Source organism: Nocardia sp. NPDC058666 (assembly GCF_042714895.1).
Classification (GTDB): Bacteria; Actinomycetota; Actinomycetes; order Mycobacteriales; family Mycobacteriaceae; genus Nocardia.
Window position 1 is genome coordinate 50,346 of sequence record NZ_JBHXRY010000006.1, and the last position, 17,952, is coordinate 68,297.

Annotated in this window: 19 protein-coding genes; 2 read left to right on the top strand and 17 right to left on the bottom strand. The window is 68.4% G+C overall.

The window, feature by feature from the left end; translation table 11 throughout:
• Positions 1 to 85: 85 nt before the first annotated feature.
• From ACFWVD_RS16230 to hemB, 3 genes are all read right to left on the bottom strand, one after another.
• A complete protein-coding gene (locus tag ACFWVD_RS16230; protein WP_379243414.1) occupies positions 86 to 361 on the bottom strand; it encodes a hypothetical protein in 276 nt (91 codons plus the stop codon).
• Between the two features lie 200 nt (positions 362 to 561).
• Complete coding sequence (locus ACFWVD_RS16235) at positions 562 to 1,074, bottom strand: hypothetical protein (protein WP_379243416.1); 513 nt, start codon at positions 1,072 to 1,074, stop codon at positions 562 to 564.
• Positions 1,071 to 2,048, bottom strand: a complete 978-nt coding sequence (hemB, locus tag ACFWVD_RS16240; RefSeq protein ID WP_379243418.1) for a porphobilinogen synthase — start codon at positions 2,046 to 2,048, stop codon at positions 1,071 to 1,073. The genes ACFWVD_RS16235 and hemB overlap by 4 nt, the downstream gene beginning before the upstream one ends.
• Positions 2,049 to 2,190: 142 nt before the next feature.
• Here hemB and ACFWVD_RS16245 point away from each other — a divergent pair, with 142 nt between their 5' ends.
• Positions 2,191 to 2,469, top strand: coding sequence for a hypothetical protein (locus ACFWVD_RS16245; RefSeq protein ID WP_379243419.1), 279 nt, complete (start codon positions 2,191 to 2,193; stop codon positions 2,467 to 2,469).
• A gap of 56 nt (positions 2,470 to 2,525) precedes the next feature.
• Here the strand turns inward: ACFWVD_RS16245 and ACFWVD_RS16250 are convergent, their stop codons facing one another.
• From ACFWVD_RS16250 to ACFWVD_RS16270, 5 genes are all read right to left on the bottom strand, one after another.
• The gene (locus ACFWVD_RS16250; RefSeq protein WP_379243421.1) at positions 2,526 to 4,100 is read right to left on the bottom strand and encodes a uroporphyrinogen-III synthase; all 1,575 of its coding nucleotides are present in this window, start codon (positions 4,098 to 4,100) and stop codon (positions 2,526 to 2,528) included.
• Complete coding sequence (hemC, locus tag ACFWVD_RS16255; RefSeq protein ID WP_379243423.1) at positions 4,097 to 5,128, bottom strand: hydroxymethylbilane synthase; 1,032 nt, start codon at positions 5,126 to 5,128, stop codon at positions 4,097 to 4,099. The genes ACFWVD_RS16250 and hemC overlap by 4 nt, the downstream gene beginning before the upstream one ends.
• Complete coding sequence (locus ACFWVD_RS16260) at positions 5,125 to 6,597, bottom strand: glutamyl-tRNA reductase (RefSeq protein ID WP_379243425.1); 1,473 nt, start codon at positions 6,595 to 6,597, stop codon at positions 5,125 to 5,127. Before ACFWVD_RS16260 ends, hemC begins: the two co-directional genes overlap by 4 nt.
• A gap of 49 nt (positions 6,598 to 6,646) precedes the next feature.
• A complete protein-coding gene (locus ACFWVD_RS16265) occupies positions 6,647 to 7,504 on the bottom strand; it encodes a redox-sensing transcriptional repressor Rex (protein ID WP_379243427.1) in 858 nt (285 codons plus the stop codon).
• Positions 7,505 to 7,711: 207 nt separating this feature from the next.
• Positions 7,712 to 7,993, bottom strand: coding sequence for a glutaredoxin family protein (locus tag ACFWVD_RS16270; RefSeq protein WP_379243429.1), 282 nt, complete (start codon positions 7,991 to 7,993; stop codon positions 7,712 to 7,714).
• Between the two features lie 88 nt (positions 7,994 to 8,081).
• Here ACFWVD_RS16270 and ACFWVD_RS16275 point away from each other — a divergent pair, with 88 nt between their 5' ends.
• The gene (locus ACFWVD_RS16275; RefSeq protein ID WP_379243431.1) at positions 8,082 to 9,107 is read left to right on the top strand and encodes an HAD family hydrolase; all 1,026 of its coding nucleotides are present in this window, start codon (positions 8,082 to 8,084) and stop codon (positions 9,105 to 9,107) included.
• A 12-nt stretch (positions 9,108 to 9,119) separates the two neighbouring features.
• On the opposite strand, the gene ACFWVD_RS16280 is transcribed toward ACFWVD_RS16275, so the two are convergent.
• From ACFWVD_RS16280 to ACFWVD_RS16320, 9 genes are all read right to left on the bottom strand, one after another.
• A complete protein-coding gene (locus tag ACFWVD_RS16280; protein ID WP_379243433.1) occupies positions 9,120 to 10,136 on the bottom strand; it encodes a lysophospholipid acyltransferase family protein in 1,017 nt (338 codons plus the stop codon).
• The gene (locus ACFWVD_RS16285; protein ID WP_379243435.1) at positions 10,133 to 11,218 is read right to left on the bottom strand and encodes an NAD-dependent epimerase/dehydratase family protein; all 1,086 of its coding nucleotides are present in this window, start codon (positions 11,216 to 11,218) and stop codon (positions 10,133 to 10,135) included. The genes ACFWVD_RS16280 and ACFWVD_RS16285 overlap by 4 nt, the downstream gene beginning before the upstream one ends.
• A 185-nt stretch (positions 11,219 to 11,403) precedes the next feature.
• On the bottom strand, positions 11,404 to 11,505 hold the full coding sequence (locus tag ACFWVD_RS16290; RefSeq protein ID WP_003402602.1) for a 30S ribosomal protein bS22: 102 nt from the start codon (positions 11,503 to 11,505) through the stop codon (positions 11,404 to 11,406).
• Positions 11,506 to 11,694: 189 nt separating this feature from the next.
• On the bottom strand, positions 11,695 to 11,976 hold the full coding sequence (locus tag ACFWVD_RS16295) for a helix-turn-helix domain-containing protein (RefSeq protein ID WP_228537168.1): 282 nt from the start codon (positions 11,974 to 11,976) through the stop codon (positions 11,695 to 11,697).
• A gap of 144 nt (positions 11,977 to 12,120) precedes the next feature.
• The gene (proC, locus tag ACFWVD_RS16300) at positions 12,121 to 12,939 is read right to left on the bottom strand and encodes a pyrroline-5-carboxylate reductase (RefSeq protein WP_379243437.1); all 819 of its coding nucleotides are present in this window, start codon (positions 12,937 to 12,939) and stop codon (positions 12,121 to 12,123) included.
• A 28-nt stretch (positions 12,940 to 12,967) separates the two neighbouring features.
• Positions 12,968 to 13,834: a thioesterase family protein gene (locus ACFWVD_RS16305; RefSeq protein WP_379243439.1), complete on the bottom strand. Its 867-nt coding sequence runs from the start codon at positions 13,832 to 13,834 to the stop codon at positions 12,968 to 12,970.
• A gap of 76 nt (positions 13,835 to 13,910) precedes the next feature.
• Positions 13,911 to 14,795 (bottom strand): sugar phosphate isomerase/epimerase family protein, encoded by an 885-nt coding sequence (locus ACFWVD_RS16310; protein WP_379243441.1) that lies wholly within the window; start codon positions 14,793 to 14,795, stop codon positions 13,911 to 13,913.
• A 16-nt stretch (positions 14,796 to 14,811) separates the two neighbouring features.
• A complete protein-coding gene (locus ACFWVD_RS16315; RefSeq protein ID WP_379243443.1) occupies positions 14,812 to 16,869 on the bottom strand; it encodes a hypothetical protein in 2,058 nt (685 codons plus the stop codon).
• Positions 16,870 to 16,951: 82 nt separating this feature from the next.
• Positions 16,952 to 17,938 (bottom strand): hypothetical protein, encoded by a 987-nt coding sequence (locus ACFWVD_RS16320; RefSeq protein ID WP_379243445.1) that lies wholly within the window; start codon positions 17,936 to 17,938, stop codon positions 16,952 to 16,954.
• Positions 17,939 to 17,952 lie beyond the last annotated feature (14 nt).

A 17,952-nucleotide genomic window follows, 5' to 3' on the forward strand; every position in this document is an offset into this window, starting at 1 on the left:
CCAGACCGCAGCGACCCACCGACGACACGCCCGACACGCCGCCCCCGTGCGCGAAAGAATTCGATCTAGGGCCGTTGGCCTGCGACTACGCCACGAAACTGTCGACGGTCGCAGCGGGGCGGCGCGTCACGGATCTGGTGTAGATCCTGGCGGCGATATCGATCAGCAGGATGCCGCTGAGGATCACCAGCGCGCACGCCAGCAACAGCATCGGCGGGACGTACCGCACCGCCGCGAAGCCGGGATGGTCTTCGGTGTCGGGGAACTCGGTCGTGCGCCGCGCGGCACGCCAACTGAGCACGGCACACACCGAGAAGAGCACCGCAAGACCCAGTTCCCACAGCACGATCCAGCGTTTCATGCGTGCGATCCTGCCAGGGCAGGTGCGGATCAGCCGACCAGGCGCGGTAGCAGAATCAGCCCGATGACCACGAGGGTGAGCACCACCATCAACCCGATGCCGAGCAGGTCGCGTCGCAGGCTGTGTGGTTGTTGAATCACCACTCGCATCATTGCCTCCGCCCACCGGGTGTGATAATCCTCACCATACACTGTGTGGGGTCACTTTCGGTGGGACAGAAAGTACTTCGTCGAATCCGGCCGGTACGACAGGTACGCCGCGCCCGCGGCCAACACACCCTGCACGATCGCCGTGCCGCCCGCGATGATCGTCGCCGGACCCGCGACCGCGGAGAAGGTGAACATGGTGGCGAACGCGCCCATCGCCAGCCAGACCGCGACCACCGTGAGGACCGTGCGCGCCCACGATTTGCCCCGTCCCAACTGCTGCGCGATCAGCACGGTGATCCCGGCCATCACCAGCCCGACCAGCGCGGTCAGCACGAAAGCCACGGTCAGAATCAGGTCGACGGTCGACGCGGGGAAGGCCGGATCGGACTTGTGGATCTCGTCGAGGAACTGCTTCGCCATCGCGTCGCGTTCGCCGGTCATGGTCGCGATTCCGGCGCCCATGTAGACAACGCCGAGGCCCGCGACACCCCACCACAATTGGCGGGCGGTGCCGACGTCTTCGGGCATGGGCAGGGTTTCTGGTTTGTTCGGTGGAACGATCACGACAGCCAGTGTGCTGCCTCGGTCGCCCAGTAGGTGAGCACGATGTCCGCGCCCGCCCGCCGGATGCCGATCAGCGACTCCAGAATCGAAGCCCGACGGTCGATCCAGCCACGGTCGGCGGCGGCGGTGATCATCGCGTACTCGCCCGAGATCTGATAGGCCGCGACCGGAACGGTCGAACGGTCGGCGACGTCGCGCAGGATGTCCAGGTACGACATCGCGGGCTTCACCATCACGATGTCGGCGCCCTCGGCCAGGTCCAGTTCGAGCTCGCGCATCGACTCGCGGCGGTTCGCCGGATCCTGTTGGTAGGTACGACGATCGCCGACCAGCGACGAGCCGACGGCCTCGCGGAACGGGCCGTAGAAGGCCGAGGCGTACTTGGCCGCGTAGGCCAGGATGGCGGTGTCGGTGCTGCCCACCGCGTCCAGCCCGCGCCGGATCGCGCCGACCTGGCCGTCCATCATGCCGCTGGTGCCCAGCAGGTCAGCGCCCGCGTCGGCCTGCGACAGCGCCATTTCGACGTAGCGGTGCAGGGTGGCGTCGTTGTCGACCGTGCCGTCGGGCCCGAGCACGCCGCAGTGGCCGTGATCGGTGAACTCGTCCAGGCAGGTGTCGGCCATGATGACCGTCGCGCCGCCGACCTCTTCGGCCAGCGCGCGCAGGCCGCGATTGAGAATCCCGTTCGGGTCACTGGCGTGACTTCCGGTGGCATCCTTGTCTTCTGGCAGCGGCACCCCGAACAGCATCAGCCCGCCGACGCCCGCGGCCACCGATTCCACGGCGGCCTTGCGCAGCGAGTCCAACGAGTGCTGGTACACCCCCGGCATCGAGCTGATCTCGCGCGGCTCGTCCAGCCCGTCGGCCACGAACATCGGCAGCACCAGCTGACGCGGCTGCAACGTGGTTTCGGCGACGAGCCGACGCAAGGCCGGTGTCCTGCGCAACCGCCGCGGGCGGTCGAAAGCGGTCATAGCCCGCAGAATACGCCTGTGCCGCTCGCGCACCGAAACCTGTCGGTACCCCTCGATATAATCGAAAGCGTGTTCGAGGGTTCCGCTCGGTTCGTCGAAACCGAACGGGGGACGGAACCCACACGCGACGGGAGGACGCCGAATGAATGCCATCACCACCAAGTCCACTTTCATCACCGCGCCATACGTGCCGCTCGAGAAGAAGCGCCTGCCTACGGGCCGGCCGCGCCGCTGGTACGTGGCGCACAATCGCCGGCTCAAGGCCATGCGGTTGACCATCGCACTGCTGGATTCCGGTGTGTACCTACCCAATCAAGCCACCAACGACACGATTCGACGCACCGCCGAGAAGATCGACATCCGACCGCCCTCGGATGCCACCTGTCGACTCGTGCGCACCTTGCTGCGCTATAGCCGATGACCCCGATACGCCGAAAGCCCGCCGTTGCGGGCGGGCTTTCGGGGTATCTGCGGCGACTAGCGACTGCTGCTGCGGCGGCTCTTCTTACGCGGCGGGGGCAGCAGGCCCTCGGCGCGCAAGCGCGACGCGTGCTCGGCCAGTGCCTCCACCAGCGGACCCACCTGCGCGAACTCGGGCTGCACGTCCACGCGCAAGCCGAACTCGATCGCGGTCTCGGCGGTCTTCGGGCCGATGCAGGCCACGATGGTGCGCGCATGCGGCTTGCCCGCGATACCCACCAGGTTGCGCACCGTGGAGGACGAGGTGAACAGCACCGCGTCGAAACCGCCGGTCTTGATCATCTCGCGGGTCTCCGCGGGCGGCGGCGAGGCGCGCACCGTGCGGTACGCGGTGACGTCGTCGATCTCCCAGCCGCGCTCGCGCAGGCCCTCGGCCAGGGTTTCGGTGGCGATGTCCGCGCGCGGCAGCAGTACCCGGTTCACCGGGTCGAACACGTCGTCGTAGGGCGGGAAGTCCGCGAGCAGGCCCTCGGAGGACTGCTCGCCGCTGGGCACCAGCTCGGGGTTGATGCCGAACGAGCGCACCCGCTCCGCGGTGGCCTCACCGACGCAGGCGATCTTCACCCCGGAGAACGCGCGGGCGTCCAGACCGAACTCGGCGAACTTCTCCCACACCGCGCGCACCGCGTTGGTGGAGGTGAACACCACCCACTGGTAGCGGCCGTCGACCAGGCCCTTCACGGCCCGTTCCATCTGGGCCGGGCTGCGCGGCGGCTCCACCGCGATCGTGGGCACCTCGATCGGGATCGCGCCGTGGGTGACCAGGCGCTCGCTCATCTCGCCGGCCTGATCCTTGGTGCGCGGCACCAGCACGGTCCAGCCGTACAGCGCACGCGATTCCCACCACGACATCTTGGCGCGCTTGTCGACTTCCTTGCCCACGGTCACGACCAGCGGGCCGACCAGTTCCGACGCGGCGTTGTTCAACGACGCCAGCGTGGCCTCGATGGTGCGCTGCTGACGGGTGGTGCCGCGCACGGTCACCGCGACCGGCGTCTGCGGGGCCATGCCGTGTTCGACCAGCGCGCTCGCGGTCTCGGCCAGGTGGCCGGAGGTGGCGTGCAACACCAGCGGGCCGGGGGCGGCGGCCAGCGCCGACCAGTCGACCTCGCCGCGCACGTCGGCCTCGGTGTGCCCCGAGCCCAGTGCGATGCCGGCGTAGCTGGGCACCGCGGAACCGTTGGGCAGGCCCGGCAGCACCTCGAACACCATGTGCGAACGGGTCACGGCGTTGACCTCGCTGATCACCGAATCGGTGGTCAGCGGGTCGCCGGTGACGATGCGGACCACGTCGTGACCGTTGCGGGCCTCGGCGATCAGCGTCTTGGCGACCTCGGCCGGTTCGCCCAGGGCCGGGCGCACGTCGACCGGGCTCACACCGTTCTCGTCCACCTCGTGGGCGATACCGATCAGGGCGAGCACGCCCTTGTCGACGTCGGGGTCGGTGAACGCCAGCATCGCCCGCTCGAGCACCTCACGGGCGCGCACTGTCAGCAGGGCCGGGTCGCCTGGGCCGGATCCGACGAAAAGGATCCGCCCTGGTTGCTTCTTGGTCGCTCGGCTGCTGCTCATCGGTTGTTCTCCATCGGGCTGGAATTAGTGAAGTCGGTGGGCGCCGGTTCGTCTGTGACGCTCAGCAATGCGCGAGCCCCCAGGTCCAGCAGTTCGCGCGCCAGCGTGCGGCCCAGTTCGGCCGCGTCGCTCGGTGCGCCGACGATCGAGGCGCGCAACACGTCGGAGCCGTCGATCGCGGCGGCACACGCGCGCAGCGAGAGTTCGTCGAAGATCCGGCCGTCCTCGTCGATCGACTCGACGATCTCGGCCAATGCCCCGATCGGTGCGGTGCAGCCTGCCTCGAGCTCACCCAGCAGCGAACGCTCGGCGAGCACCGCGGCTCTGGTCGCGGCATCGTCCAGACCGGCGAGTACCTCGATCAATTGCGGGTCGTCAGTGCGGCATTCGACCGCCAGCGCACCCTGTGAGGGGGCGGGCAGCATCTGCACCGGCTCGAGCGATTCGGTGATCGCGTCGGTGCGCCCGATCCGGCACAGGCCGGCGCGGGCGATCACGATGGCATCGAGTTCGCCGTCGATGACCTTGCGCAGGCGGGTGTCGATATTGCCGCGCAGGGGTGCGATCTCCAGGCCGAGGCCCAGCGCTCGCAACTGGGCCGCACGGCGCGGTGCCGAGGTGCCCACGCGGGCACCGGCGGGCAGTTCGCCGAGAACCAGTCCGTCGCGAGCCACCAGCGCGTCGCGCGGGTCCTCGCGCGGCGGCACAGCGGCGATGGTGAAGCGCGGGTCCTGCGCGGTGGGGAGGTCTTTATAGGAGTGCACCGCGATATCGATGGTGCCCGCGGCCAGCTCGTCGCGCAGCGCGGAGGTGAACACGCCGACACCGATCTTCTGCACCGGATCCGACGACAGGTCGCCGGGTGTCTTGATGACCACCAGTTCGGCGGGCTGCCCCGTCGCGATCAGCGCATCACGGATGGTGCCCGCCTGTGTCAGCGCGAGCAGACTGCCGCGCGTGCCGATCCGCCACGGCGCACTGGTGCTGCCTGCGGTCACGGTGTCCTCTTCCTGCACTGTCGTGGTCATGCGGTTTCCTCCTGCGCATGCCCGAACGGCGCTGCGTGGTTTCGCAAGCTGCCGGTATCGGGCCTCGACTCGGTCAAGCGTTGGGGCGACTCGCCGAAGTGTCCCGTGGTGAAGTCGTCGGCCAGCGCCGACTCCCCCGCGGCGACCTCCATCGGAGCGGCAACCGCTTGCACCGCACCGGGTTTGAGTTCGAACAGCTCACGCAACGCCTCGGCGTAACTGTCACCGCCGGGAGTGGACGCCAGCTGTTTGACGCGCACGGTCGGCGCGTGCAGCAGCTTGTCCACCACGCGGCGCACGGTGCGTGCCACCTCGTCGCGCGCCGGGTCGGCCAGGTCGGGCAGGCGCGAATCCAGCCGCAGCAGTTCGGCTTCCACCACATCGGCGGCCCGCTGACGCAGCGCGGCCACCGTGGGGGTGACCTCGGCCATGCGTTGTCCGGCAAGGTATTTGGCGAGTTCGTCGGCGACGATCAGGCGCGCGGCCGCGGTGTCGTCGGCCGCGGCACCCGCGGCCGGATCGCGCTGCAGCGACTCGATGTCGATCACGGCCACGCCGGGCAGACCGGCCACGGCGTGCTCCACATCGCGGGGCAGACCCAGATCGCAGAAGACCAGCGGACGTTCGGCGGCCTCGGTGCGCGCACGACCCGCGAGCGCACGATGGGTGTCGGCCAGGGTCACCACGGACCCGACCGCGCCGGTACAGGTGATCACGACATCCGTGCCCGCCATGGCCTCGGTCAGCCGCGACATCTCGACCGCCTCGGCATCGACACCGTGCATGGTCCGCCCGGTTTCGGCCAGCCGCTGCGCGCGTTCCAACGTCCGGTTGACCACCACGATCCGCCCGATCCCGGCCCGCGACAGGTGCGCCACAGCCAGCCCGCCCATCGCACCGGCACCGACCACCACCGCGGTCCGCCCGGCCAGATCGCCGACCACCGCGCGGGCCCGATCCAGCGCCACCGACACCACCGACGCACCGGCCCGGTCGATCCCGGTCTCCGAATGCACCCGCTTGCCCACCCGCAACCCGTGCTGCGCCAGTTCGTGCAGGGTGCGCCCGACCGCCTGCTGCCCATCGGCGCTGGCATAGGCCGTGCGAATCTGGCTGAGCACCTGCTGCTCGCCGACCACCATCGAGTCCAGACCGCTGGCCACCGCGAACAGATGCTCGGCCGCGGCCTCGCTGTAGCGGACGTACGCGTGCTTGGTGAGATCGCCCAGCGGCAGCCCGGAATGCTTGGTGAGCAGGTCGCTCACCTCACCGAGCCCGCCGTGGAAGGCGTCGACCACGGCGTAGACCTCGACGCGGTTACAGGTGGAAACGATCATCGCCTCGGACACATGGCTGGATTCCAGCAGCCGGTCCACCAGCTTCGGCCGGTCGGCGTCGCTGATAGCGACCTTCTCCAACACCGACACCGGGGCGCTGCGATGCGAAATCCCCACCAGAAGAACGCTCATGACCGCACCCCACTAGCGCTGAGTTGCTGATTCGCTCGCTGACGCTCGCTCATGGCGTAATCACCGATCCCTTGGTGCTTGGCTCCGTTGCCGAGTGGGGGGTGGCCGCATGCGGCGCGGTGCGACGCGCTGGCCTGCCGCGCGCCGGTTCGACCGGTGCGGCGTGTGTGAGGTGGGTCGGTGGCGGTACCCGGCGCGCGATCCGGCCGGAACCGATCTGGGCGATCTCGGGCAGCGCGTCGTTGCGGGCGGCGTCGAACGACAGCATCTGCAGTTCCATCGCCAGGTCGACGCGGCGGACCTGCACGTGCGCGGGCGCGCGCAGTTCCAGCGGGGCGAAGCTCAGAATCGACGGCAGACCGGCCGCGACCAGCCGGTCACACACATCCTGGGCGGCCTCGTCGGGCACGGCCACCACCGCGATCGTGGGCGCCAACGCGGGTATCTGCGCGGACAGCTGTTCGACATCGCGCACGACGAGACCGGCGTACGACGCACCGATCACCGCGGGGTCGTTGTCGAAGATCCCGACCACGGTGAAGCCTCGTACCCCGAATCCGCCGTAACCGACCAGCGCGCGACCGAGATTGCCCGCGCCGACCAGCACCACTCGATGTCCCTGCGACAGTCCGAGCACATCTTCGATCCTGGTGCGCAACTTGGCTACGTCATAGCCGACACCCCGCACACCGTTGGGTCCGAGGAAGGAAAGATCCTTGCGCAGCTTGGCGGAATTGACACCCGCCGCGACAGCGAGTTCCTCACTCGATACGATGGCAACACCGGAGTCGGCCAGTCCGGACAGAACACGGAGATAGGTGGCCAGACGAGTCACCGTGGCTTGCGGAATATCGCGCACGACAGGCTTGCCGGAGGCGCCACTTGGCGTCTCGTGCTGCTCTGTCACGTCGTCGGCTCCTCGTTCCGGGCCTGATCGCGGTCCGGTTCCTCTGTGTCGTTCACCGGTGTGGGTCGCTGCGGGAAAGAGAGCGCGACCGGTGCCATAGGGGCGGTACAAACCCGGCCACCGCCGCTGCGTGCCAGGGGCGGTGCGGATTGCGTGTCACCACCGTAACCGCTTGTGCAGGCGTTCACAAAGTCGGTGAATTGGGCCTCATTTTCCGTCGCGACCAGCGATGCGGCTCAGGTCGGCCCGCAAACGGGGCTCATCGACGTCGAAATAGCTGTGTTCACGGCCGTTCAACAGCACCACCGGCAGTCGATCACCGTATTCCGCCCGCAGTGCGGGGTCGTTGACCGCGGCTTCGTCGACATCGACCGTGGCGACCGGGAGACCGAAATCACCACAGATACTCTGCAATTGCGTCAGTGCCGTGGTGCACATGCCGCAACCGGCGCGGGTCAACAGGGTCACGGTGGGTGTGGGATTGGTCATGAGCTCTATTTAATCCTCGAGCCCGGCGCGGGTTGTCGGTGTATCCGGTTACTGTGGACATGGTTCGCGCGACTAGCGGAGGGTACTGGTGCCGGAACGTTCGAAGGTGACTAGGGCCGGATTCGTCGCAGGGCGATTCGGGGAGTTCCCTGCGCGGTGGCAACCGAGCCGCCTGGGTCAGGAGCTGCAGGAACAGTTCGCACGGCTGCCACGCAGCCCGTTCGGGCCGAGCGAGGAAGAGCTGCGCGCCAATCTGGCCGGTGAGGCCAGTGCCGACGCCGCGCTCGAGTTACACGACGCCGAGCTCGCCGAGCAGGGCACCGACGCCGGTCCTGAGGTCCCGCGCGACCTCACCGCCGCGGCGTTCTTCGATGTGGACAACACCCTCGTGCAGGGTGCCTCGATCGTGCATTTCGCCCGTGGCCTGGCCGCGCGCAAGTATTTCAAGACCTCCGACCTGGTCGATGTCGCCTGGAAGCAGGTGAAGTTCCGGGTCACCGGCAAGGAGAATTCCTCGGACATGGTCTCGGGCCGGGAGAAGGCCCTGAGCTTCATCGCGGGCCGCCCCACCGCCGAACTCGCCGCGCTGGGCGAGGAGATCTACGACGAGATCATCGCCGACAAGATCTGGCCGGGCACTCGGGCGCTGGCGCAGATGCACCTGGACGCGGGTCAGCAGGTCTGGCTGGTCACCGCGACCCCGGTGGAACTGGCCAACGTGATCGCCAAACGTCTGGGTCTGACCGGCGCGTTGGGCACGGTCGCGGAAAGTGTCGACGGCAAGTTCACCGGCCGCCTGGTCGGCGACATCCTGCACGGTCTGGGCAAGGCACACGCGGTGCGCACCCTGGCCATCCGCGAGGGCCTGAACCTCAAACGCTGTACCGCCTACTCCGACAGCCACAACGACGTCCCCATGCTGTCGCTGGTCGGCACCGCCGTGGCCATCAACCCCGACTCGGACCTACGCGAAGTGGCGAAGAACCGGGGCTGGGAGATCCGCGATTTCCGCACGGGTCGCAAGGCGGCCAAGATCGGCGTGCCCACCGCACTGGCGATCGGCGCGGCGGGTGGAGCGGTAGCGGCGGTCGTCGCCCGCCACCGCGAACACTGACCGCCGAACTGCCTACCCCAGCACCACGTTCCGGCGCTTGGCCAGCAGCTTGTACAGCGTCTGCTGGATGGTTTCGCGGACCTGGTCGGTGACCTCGAACATCGTCATCGGGTCATCGGCCTCTTCGGGTTCGAATGCCGTGGTCGCGATCGGCTCACCGAACTCGATGTACCACTTCGACGGCATCGGCACCGCGCCGAGCAGCCCGAGATGCGGGAACAGCGGCGTCACCGGGAAGTACGGCAGCCCGAGCAGGCGCGCAAGGGGCTTGATGTCGGCCAGTTTCGGGTAGATCTCCTCCGAGCCCACGATCGACACCGGAATGATCGGCACCCCGGCGCGCACCGCCGCCGACACGAACCCGCCGCGCCCGAAGCGCTGCAGCTTGTACCGGTCGGCGTAGCTCTTGCCCACGCCCTTGAACCCTTCCGGGAACACGCCGGCGATGTGTCCGGCGCGCAGCAGTCGCTCGGCATCGGGATGGCAGGCCAGGGTGTGCCCGGCCTTGCGCGCCAACGCGCCGAGCACCGGTAATTCGAAGATCAGGTCCGCGGCCAGTAGTCGCAGGGCCCGGTGATGCGGGTGTTTGTCGTGCACGGCCAGTTGCAGCATCAGCCCGTCCAACGGCACGGTGCCGGCGTGGTTGGCCACCAGCAGCGCGCCACCGACCGCCGGAATGTTCTCGATGCCACTGACTTCGACCCGGAACCAGAAATCCGACAGTGGCCGCAGGGCGGGCAGGATGACCGATTCGAGCAGGTGCCGGTCGTAGCCGAACTCGTCGATCTGGTAGTCGCCGGTGAGCCTGCGTCGCGCGAATTCCGCGGTGCGTTCGATCTGTTCGCCGACGGCGTCGCGCACGATGTCTGTCAGCGACTTCGGCGGCCGGGCGGGCATTCCGGGGCGACGTTCGCTCAGGGAGGTCACCGGCATCGCCGCCATGGGCTGATCCGGCCATCGCCGGGTCTGCGGTCGCTGTCGGGCCTCGACATTCACGTCGAGACGAATGACTTTCGCTCCCTCGTTCATGTACGCGCTCCCGAACCGGCCCCGATGAGACCGAGCAGTTTGTTTTCCGCGGCGTCGATCCAAGTCGGATCGAAGACGGGCCGCAACGCTGCGCCCGCGATGAAGTCGTCGAATGCCTGAACCGTGGTCCAGCGTGGGGTGAAACCGAGTTCGGTGCGCATCCGGGTGGTGTCCAGGCCGCAGCCGAAGTAGAAGTAATCGGGTTGTTCACCACTGAATCCGCGCATGATCGGACCCATCAGCGAACGACCGACCGTGCGGAACAGGAAGAAGGGCACCGGCGCCACGATCCGCCCGGCCCGACGAATCGCCTGCGACATCGCCAACGCGCCGTCTCCGGCGATATTCACGGTGCCGCCGTGCGCCCGCTGCGCCGCGTGCACGAGCACCGCGACCGCGTCCTCCTCGTGCAGCAATTGCAGTCGCGCTTCACGACCCAGCACGGTCGGGGTAATCGGCGAACGCAGATATTGCACGCCACGATCGGCCAGGCGCGGGCCCACGATCGGCGCGAAACGCAGAATCGACGCGGAGATATCGGGCCTGCGCCGCGCCATTCCGCGCACCAACGCCTCGATATCGATCATGTCGCGCGCGAACCATCCCGCGGGCGGAGTGCGCGCACCCATTTCCTCGGTGAATTTCGCCGGATCCTTGGCGCTGCAGCCGTACACCGCCGACGACGACCGCACCACGACCCGCCGCACCGACGACGCCTTCTGGCACACGGCCAGCAACTGCATCGTGCCCAGCACATTGAGGTCCTTCATCACCGCGCGCCCACCACCGGCGGGCGGACGGGTGAGCACGGCCGCGTGCACCACGGTGTCGACGTTGTTGCCCTCGACAACCTTGCGAATCAGCGGATTCCTGATGTCGGCGCGCACGAATTCGGCGCGGCCCATCTTGCGACGCAACTCGCGACTGGGGGTCACGGTATCCACCGCGATGACACGTTCGACGCCGGGTTCGGCAGCCAACCGTGCCGCGACGTTGCCGCCGAAGAACCGGCTGGCACCCGTGACCAGCACAACTTTCGGCGCGTGTCGTTCCCGCGTATCGGAACTCGAACCTGACCCCACTCAAAGCCCCCTGCTCATCGTGTTTCGCGTACCAGAGTAGCCGCATTCCTGCCACTGGCCGTCACGATCTACAAGCTTTTAACACTGGCGACCCGTCCTCGCCCGGTACCGGTCACAAACCCGGCCATTTTCACAGCGAGAGCCCGCCACCTCGAAGGTGACGGGCTCGTCGCAGGCACGCAGGCTTACTTGCCGAGTTTGCGACGCTGAACACGCGTGCGGCGAAGCAGCTTGCGGTGCTTCTTCTTCGACATACGCTTGCGGCGCTTCTTGATCACAGAACCCATAGGGTTTCCTCGCGTTCTCTCTACTCGGCATACACACGCGGTCTTCACGTGCGTCGTCTGGCGTCCGCGCCGCCGGGGCAACCGGACACCACGAACGGTGCCACCGGCAGGCGGACACGAACCGATTGTCCATGCTACCGGGACACCGTCGCGGCGACGAAACCGCCCTTACACCTGGCCGTACTACATCTATCCGGCGTCGAAATACGACGTCTCCAGGTAGTCGTGCACCGCCTTCGCGTGCACTCGGAACGAGCGTCCGACACGCACCGCGGGCAGTTCACCCGAATGCACGAGCCGGTACACCGTCATCTTGGAGACCCGCATGAGATCGGCTACTTCGGCGACGGTGAGAAACTGTGTGCCGCCGCCGATCACCGTTTGCGGGGTGGCGCCGACCCGCGGCGCGGGCGAACCCGAACCACCGCCCGACGCCGATGGATTACTGGACATTCTGTTCGCAGACATCATGGCACCATTGACCTCCGGCACGCCCGCGCCGCCGGCTTCCCCACCAGCGGAACAGACACGCACGTGCTTCTACGAGCTTAGCGGGACCAGTGGGATTACTGCGACGGGTGGGAGAAATCGGTTTTCAAACCGAGTACCCGTTCGTCACTCGTTCGTTGCGCCGTGTTCGGCCGAGCGTCGCTTGGCCGCGTGCAGGGCTTCGATGAAGGTCGAACGCAGCGCGCCACGTTCGAGTTCGCGCAGTGCCGCGGCGGTGGTGCCACCGGGCGAGGTGACCGCGACGCGCAATTCCGCGGCGCTCTGCCCGGTCTCGTCCAGCAGCGCGGCCGAGCCGATCATGGTCTGCACGACCAGTTCGCTGGCCACATCGTGCGTGAGGCCGAGGCCCACACCGGCGTCGATCATGGCCTCCACGACCAGGAAGAAATAGGCCGGACCCGAACCGGACACCGCGGTGACCGCGTCCATCTGCGCCTCGGGCACCGTGACGACCTTGCCGACCGCTTCGAGCATGTCGCCGACCAGTTCCAGCTGCTCGGGCTTGGCGTAGCGGCCCGGCGACTGCACGCTCATCCCCTGCCCGACCAGCATGGGCGTATTCGGCATCACCCGAACGACCGGGAATCCGGCGGGCAGTTTCGACTCGAGCCGGGCGGTGGACACACCCGCGGCCAGCGACACCAGCACCTGGTCGCGGCCGTTGTCCAGATCGGCCTTGGACAGGTCGGTGAGCACGGAGTCGACCACGCCGGGCTTGACCGCGATGACCACGATGTCGGCGCCCTCGACCGCGTCGGCGACCGACCCACTCACCCGCACCTTGAACCGCTCGGCCAGCTGCGCGGCGCGGGCGGCGACCGGCTCGACCACGACCAGATCCTTGGTCGCCCGACCGGATTCCAGCAATCCGGCCACCAGCGCCTCACCGATCCGACCGCCACCGACCACCGCAATTCTCGTCATGACAACAAGATTAGTGGGCCGGACAGCCTCAGCGCGCCGCCGGGATCAAAGCCAGCTGGCGACTCTGCGCCACCACGGCACCGGTGGAGTCGATGACCAGGTGGTCCTCGTCGAACATGCGCTCGCCGACCTCACGGGCGGTGGCGATCACGCGCAACCAGCCGGGGGCGGGGATGCGGCGCAGGTAGGTGGTCATCTGGACCGTGGGCGACCAACCGAAGTGGCCCAGGTTCATCGGCACCGGCGGGCTGATGTCGGCGGCCATCATCGCGAAGGCGGCACGCGCGCGCGGATCGGTTTCGTCGCCGTCGAACGGGCGGATCCACAGCCGCAGCCGGGGCGGACCGGTCTCACCGCGCAGGAATTCACCCCAGGTGGGGTCGATCAGCAGGTGCGCACCCTGGCTGACGTGCACGATCTTGCCCATCGGCGAATCCGGGCTGTACCGGATGGCTTCGTCGCTGGGCTCGGCGGGCATGTCGGTTTCGGGGCCGGTCCAGCTGGTTTCGGTGGAGTCGAGGTACCCGAAGGTGAACGCGGTGCGCACCAGGGTGCGGCCGTTCTGGATCAGGTCCACGTCGGCCAGGCAGATCTGGCGGCCCTTCTTGCGAATGTGAACCGCGTATTCGACCTCGCCGGGGTCCGGGGCGCCGAGGAAGTCGGTGCTGGCCGCGATGGGAGCCATCTGGGCCAGAGATTCATCGGTCTCGGTCAGCCAGCGAGTGGCGGCAGCGGCGGTCGCGGCGACCATGGTGCCGCCGTGCACCTTGGGGCCGATCGTCCAGGTGTCGCCGATGACGCCGGCGAAGCGCCCGGTCTCGGCGTCGGTGGTGGTCAGCTCGGTCAGGTCCAGGACCTGGCTGAACGGCGCATCGGTCGCGAGCTCTCGCGTCATCGTCACTCCTGGTCGAAGGGGCCCAGCGGGATTCGTACAGCGTACAAGCCTGCACGCGCCCCCACTATTCCCCCGGTCACGGCAGGTCGGCGTGGTGCGGCTGGGGGTCGGGCGATGCGCCGGTCAGGTGGCGGCGGGCGAAATCCAGGGTGCGGGACAGTTGGGCTGCGCGTTGGGTGGTGGTTCGCGCGTTCTGGGTGTTGATCTCCGCGACGGCGTGGCCGCGGAAACCCGTGTGCACCAAGTGTTCACACAGTTGCGCGCAAGGCTGGGTGCCGTCGCCGGGGACCAGGTGTTCGTCGTGGGCGGCGCCGCGGCCGTCGGCCAGGTGCAGGTGGACCAGGCCGCTGCCCATGCGGCGGGCCAGCTCGAGTGCGTCGGTGCCCGCGGTGGCGGTGTGCGACAGGTCGAGGGTGTAGTGGTCGAAGCCGATGTCGGTCGGGTCGTAGGACGGGCTGAACGCGCTCACCGCACGTCCGGGGCCCGCGCGGCGTTCCAGCCTGCGCACCGCGCCCTCGCGGAACAGGGTGTCCGCGCGCATCGGGAACATGTTCTCCACCGCGACCTTCACCGGGTGATGCGCCTCGAGCTCACCGACCTGATCGGCGAAACCCTTGGCGTAGCGACGCTGCCAGCGAAACGGCGGGTGCACCACGACGGTGTCCGCGCCCAGCGCCTCGGCCGTGCGCACGCTGCGTTCCAGCTTGGCCACCGGATCGGCGCCCCACACCCGTTGCGAGATCAGCAGACACGGCGCGTGCACGGCCAACACCGGCACGCCGTAGCGCTTGGCGTAGGACTGCACGGTGGCGATGTCCTGGCTGGCCGGTTCGGCCCAGACCATCAATTCCACACCGTCGTAACCCAATTCGGCCGCGTATCGGAACGCGGCCTGCGTGTTCTCCGGATACACCGAGGCCGTCGACAGCCCGATCGCGATGTCCGCTCGTGCGTTCCCCACAGCCCACTCCCTGTATTCAGCTGGTACTGAGGAGAAAGGCTAGCGGTCCCAGCGTCACGAAGACGCCCACGAACACCGCGATCACGGTGCTGAAGATGTCATCGGTGCGGCGCAGGATGCGCACCAGCGCGACCAGACCGAGGATGACCACCGTGGCCAGGGCCAGCGCGACCCACGGCATGGTCTCCCACATGACCTCGAAACCCTTGAACAGCAACATCCCGGCGATCGCCGCACCGACGCTCTGCGCGCCCAGAATCATCCACTGTCGACGGTTGTCGTTCTCGTCGGAGCCACGCGCCATGCTCGACACGCGTGCGGCCCGGTCGGCCAACGACCCACCGGCCCGGTTGCCCGTCTTCCGGCTCGCGGCCTTCGACGGCCCGGACTTGCCGCGACCGGCCACCTTCGACTTCGCCCGACCCGCGACCTTCGACGCGGCCGCCTTGGTCGCGGCCCGCCTGCTCGCCCTGGTCGGCTTCAGTTCCGGTTCGTAGTCGTCGTAGTCGTCGTCGTACTCGACGTAGTCACCGTCGGAGTAGTCGTTGTCGACGTAGTCGCGGTCGTCGTACTCGGATTCGGCGTAGTCGTCGGTGTCGGGCTCGTCGCCGGTGATCGGGTCGACGTCGAGACGATGCACCTCGGTGTGCGCGTCGGCCGCACGATCGGCGCGCTGCCGCAGCAGATCCCCGGCCACCGACTGCCCGGAAACCAGCGGCTGCTCCTGGCTGACCGGCGACCACGCCGCAGTCGGGAACCCACCACTCTCGGGCGCGGCCTTGTCGGGCCGATGCCGACGCGCGGACCACGACGGCAACCCACCGGACTTCGGCTCCGCAGACCCCCGCCGACGATCCAGCGACGGCCGCTTGTCCGCCGGTGCGGCACCCCGCGTGGGCACATCGACACTCGGCGCGACGTTGTAGGCCTGCGTGGCATCGGCGTTGGGCTCGAATCCGTTCGGCGCGGGCGCATCGAACCCCGGCGCAGCCTCGAAACCAGGAGCAGGCTGGTCGAAACCAGCAGCAGGGAACCCCGGCACGGCCTCACCAGAACCGTTGCGCCCGTTGAAACCTCGCGCACCCGAAGCAGGCCGCCCGTCGAAAGACTCACCCGGCGGCCCATTGAACCCCGACGCAGGCCGTCCGTTGAAAGCCCCGCCACCCTGACCGAATCCCGACCCACCATCGAAACCCGAACCACCATCGAAACCCGAACCGGCATCGAACGCCGACCCATCATCGAACCCGAGCGCAGGATCGGGAAGACTGTCGAACCCCGAACTCTGCCCGGGCCGACCCATGAAGGCCCGCGGCGCATCGATCCCCGACTCGTACAGGGGAGCGTCGAACGACCGCGCCGCAGGCGGCTCCACAGCCTCTTCCGCAGCCTCGGCGGCCCGTCGCCGAGCCGCCCGCCCACCACTCACCGGCGGCGAGGGCTGCGCGACCTCGGGCTCCTCGGGCCGATGCCGACGACCCCCACCGACAGCGGGCATCGCACCCGACCCGAAAGTTTCGGCGATAGCCGGATCAACCGGCTGCGAAGCACCACCGGGCACCCCGAGCCGATTCGGTCCACGCCCGCGGGCACCGCCGTCGCGCGCCTCGGCCCGGAACGGCCCGAACGGATCGGACGACGGCCGCTGTTCGCCCAAGCCCAGCGGATCACGAGGATCGGGCGCGGAAGCGTGGGGATCGAAACGAGTGATCGGCCCCGACATCGGCGAGAACGCAGGCTCGGCCGGACCCGGCGGCGGGTAGGGCGCGGGCTGGTAACTCGCAGGCGGTTCGTAACTGGGCTCGGGCGCGTAGCTCGGCGCCGGTTCATAGCTCGGCGCCGGTTCATAACTCGGTGCGGGCGCATAAGCGGGCGGCGCGGGAGGTGCCGCGGGCGCGGCGTGCGAGTTCGGCTTCACAGCCGCGTTCTCGCCGGTCAGATCATTGACCGACACCCCACGCCCACTGCGCCGCCGTCGGCCGCCACCACCGGAGGCCGCGGGTGCGGCACCCTGTGCGGCATTGCGAGCCAGCAGCTCCGCCACCGATAACTGCTTGGAATCCTCGCCACTCATACTGCGTCCTTCCGGCACGCTCTACTGCCTCGCGAACGCACGCGAGCCACCGCCTCCGGCCTGGTCGTGCGAACCTGCCCGTTCATGCCGTCTCCACCTCTGCGACCGGGGTCACCGGCGGTTGTTCGACCGGTCCTCCGCCATTGGGTTCGGAGTCCAGTTTGCGCAGGATAAGTCCTTCGCGCAGCGCCCAGGGACAGATTTCGATGCTGTCCAGCGATAACGCCCGCATGCTCGCCTCCGCGACCAGCGCACCGGCCACCAGTTGTTGGGAGCGGTCGGAGCTCACGCCTTCCAGTTCCGCGCGGTCCGAGGCGGTCATCCGGGAGATGAACGCGATCAGCTGGCGCAGACCGGAGCTGGTCAGTGTACGGCGCACGCGCGGTCCGGCGGCCGAGGGTGCGGCACCGGTCAGACGGGCCAGCGAACGGAAGGTTTTCGAAGTGCCCACGGCCAAGTCGGGCTTGCCCGCCTCGATCATGATCTTGGACGGGGCGACCAGTTCGGCGTCGAGCCAGTCGCGCAGCACCGCGATCTTGCGCTTGCCCGGCGGGTCGTCGCGCAGCCACTCCCGCGTGAGCCTGCCCGCGCCCAGTTGCAGCGACAGCGCCACGTCGGGTTCCTCGTCGCCGCCGTTGGACAGCTCGAGCGAGCCGCCGCCGATGTCGAGGTTGATGATCCGGCCCGCGCTCCAGCCGAACCAGCGGCGCACCGCCAGGAACGTCAGGCGAGCTTCGTCGTCGCCGGACAGCACCTGCAGATCGACCCCGGTCATGGACCGAACCCGGGCCAGCACTTCCTCGGAATTGGTCGCCTCGCGCAGCGCCGACGTCGCGAACGGCATCAGCTCCACGCATTTGGAATTGCGGGCCAGGTCAGCGAATTCGGCGATGGTCGCGATCAGTCGCGCCTCGCCTTCCTCGGTGATCCGGCCCATCGAGTCCATGCTCTCCGACAGGCGCAAGGCCGACTTCGACGAGCTCATGGGCATCGGGTGGCCACCACGATGCGCGTCCACCACGAGCAGGTGGACGGTATTGCTTCCGACATCGAGAACACCAAGCCGCACACGAATACGGTACT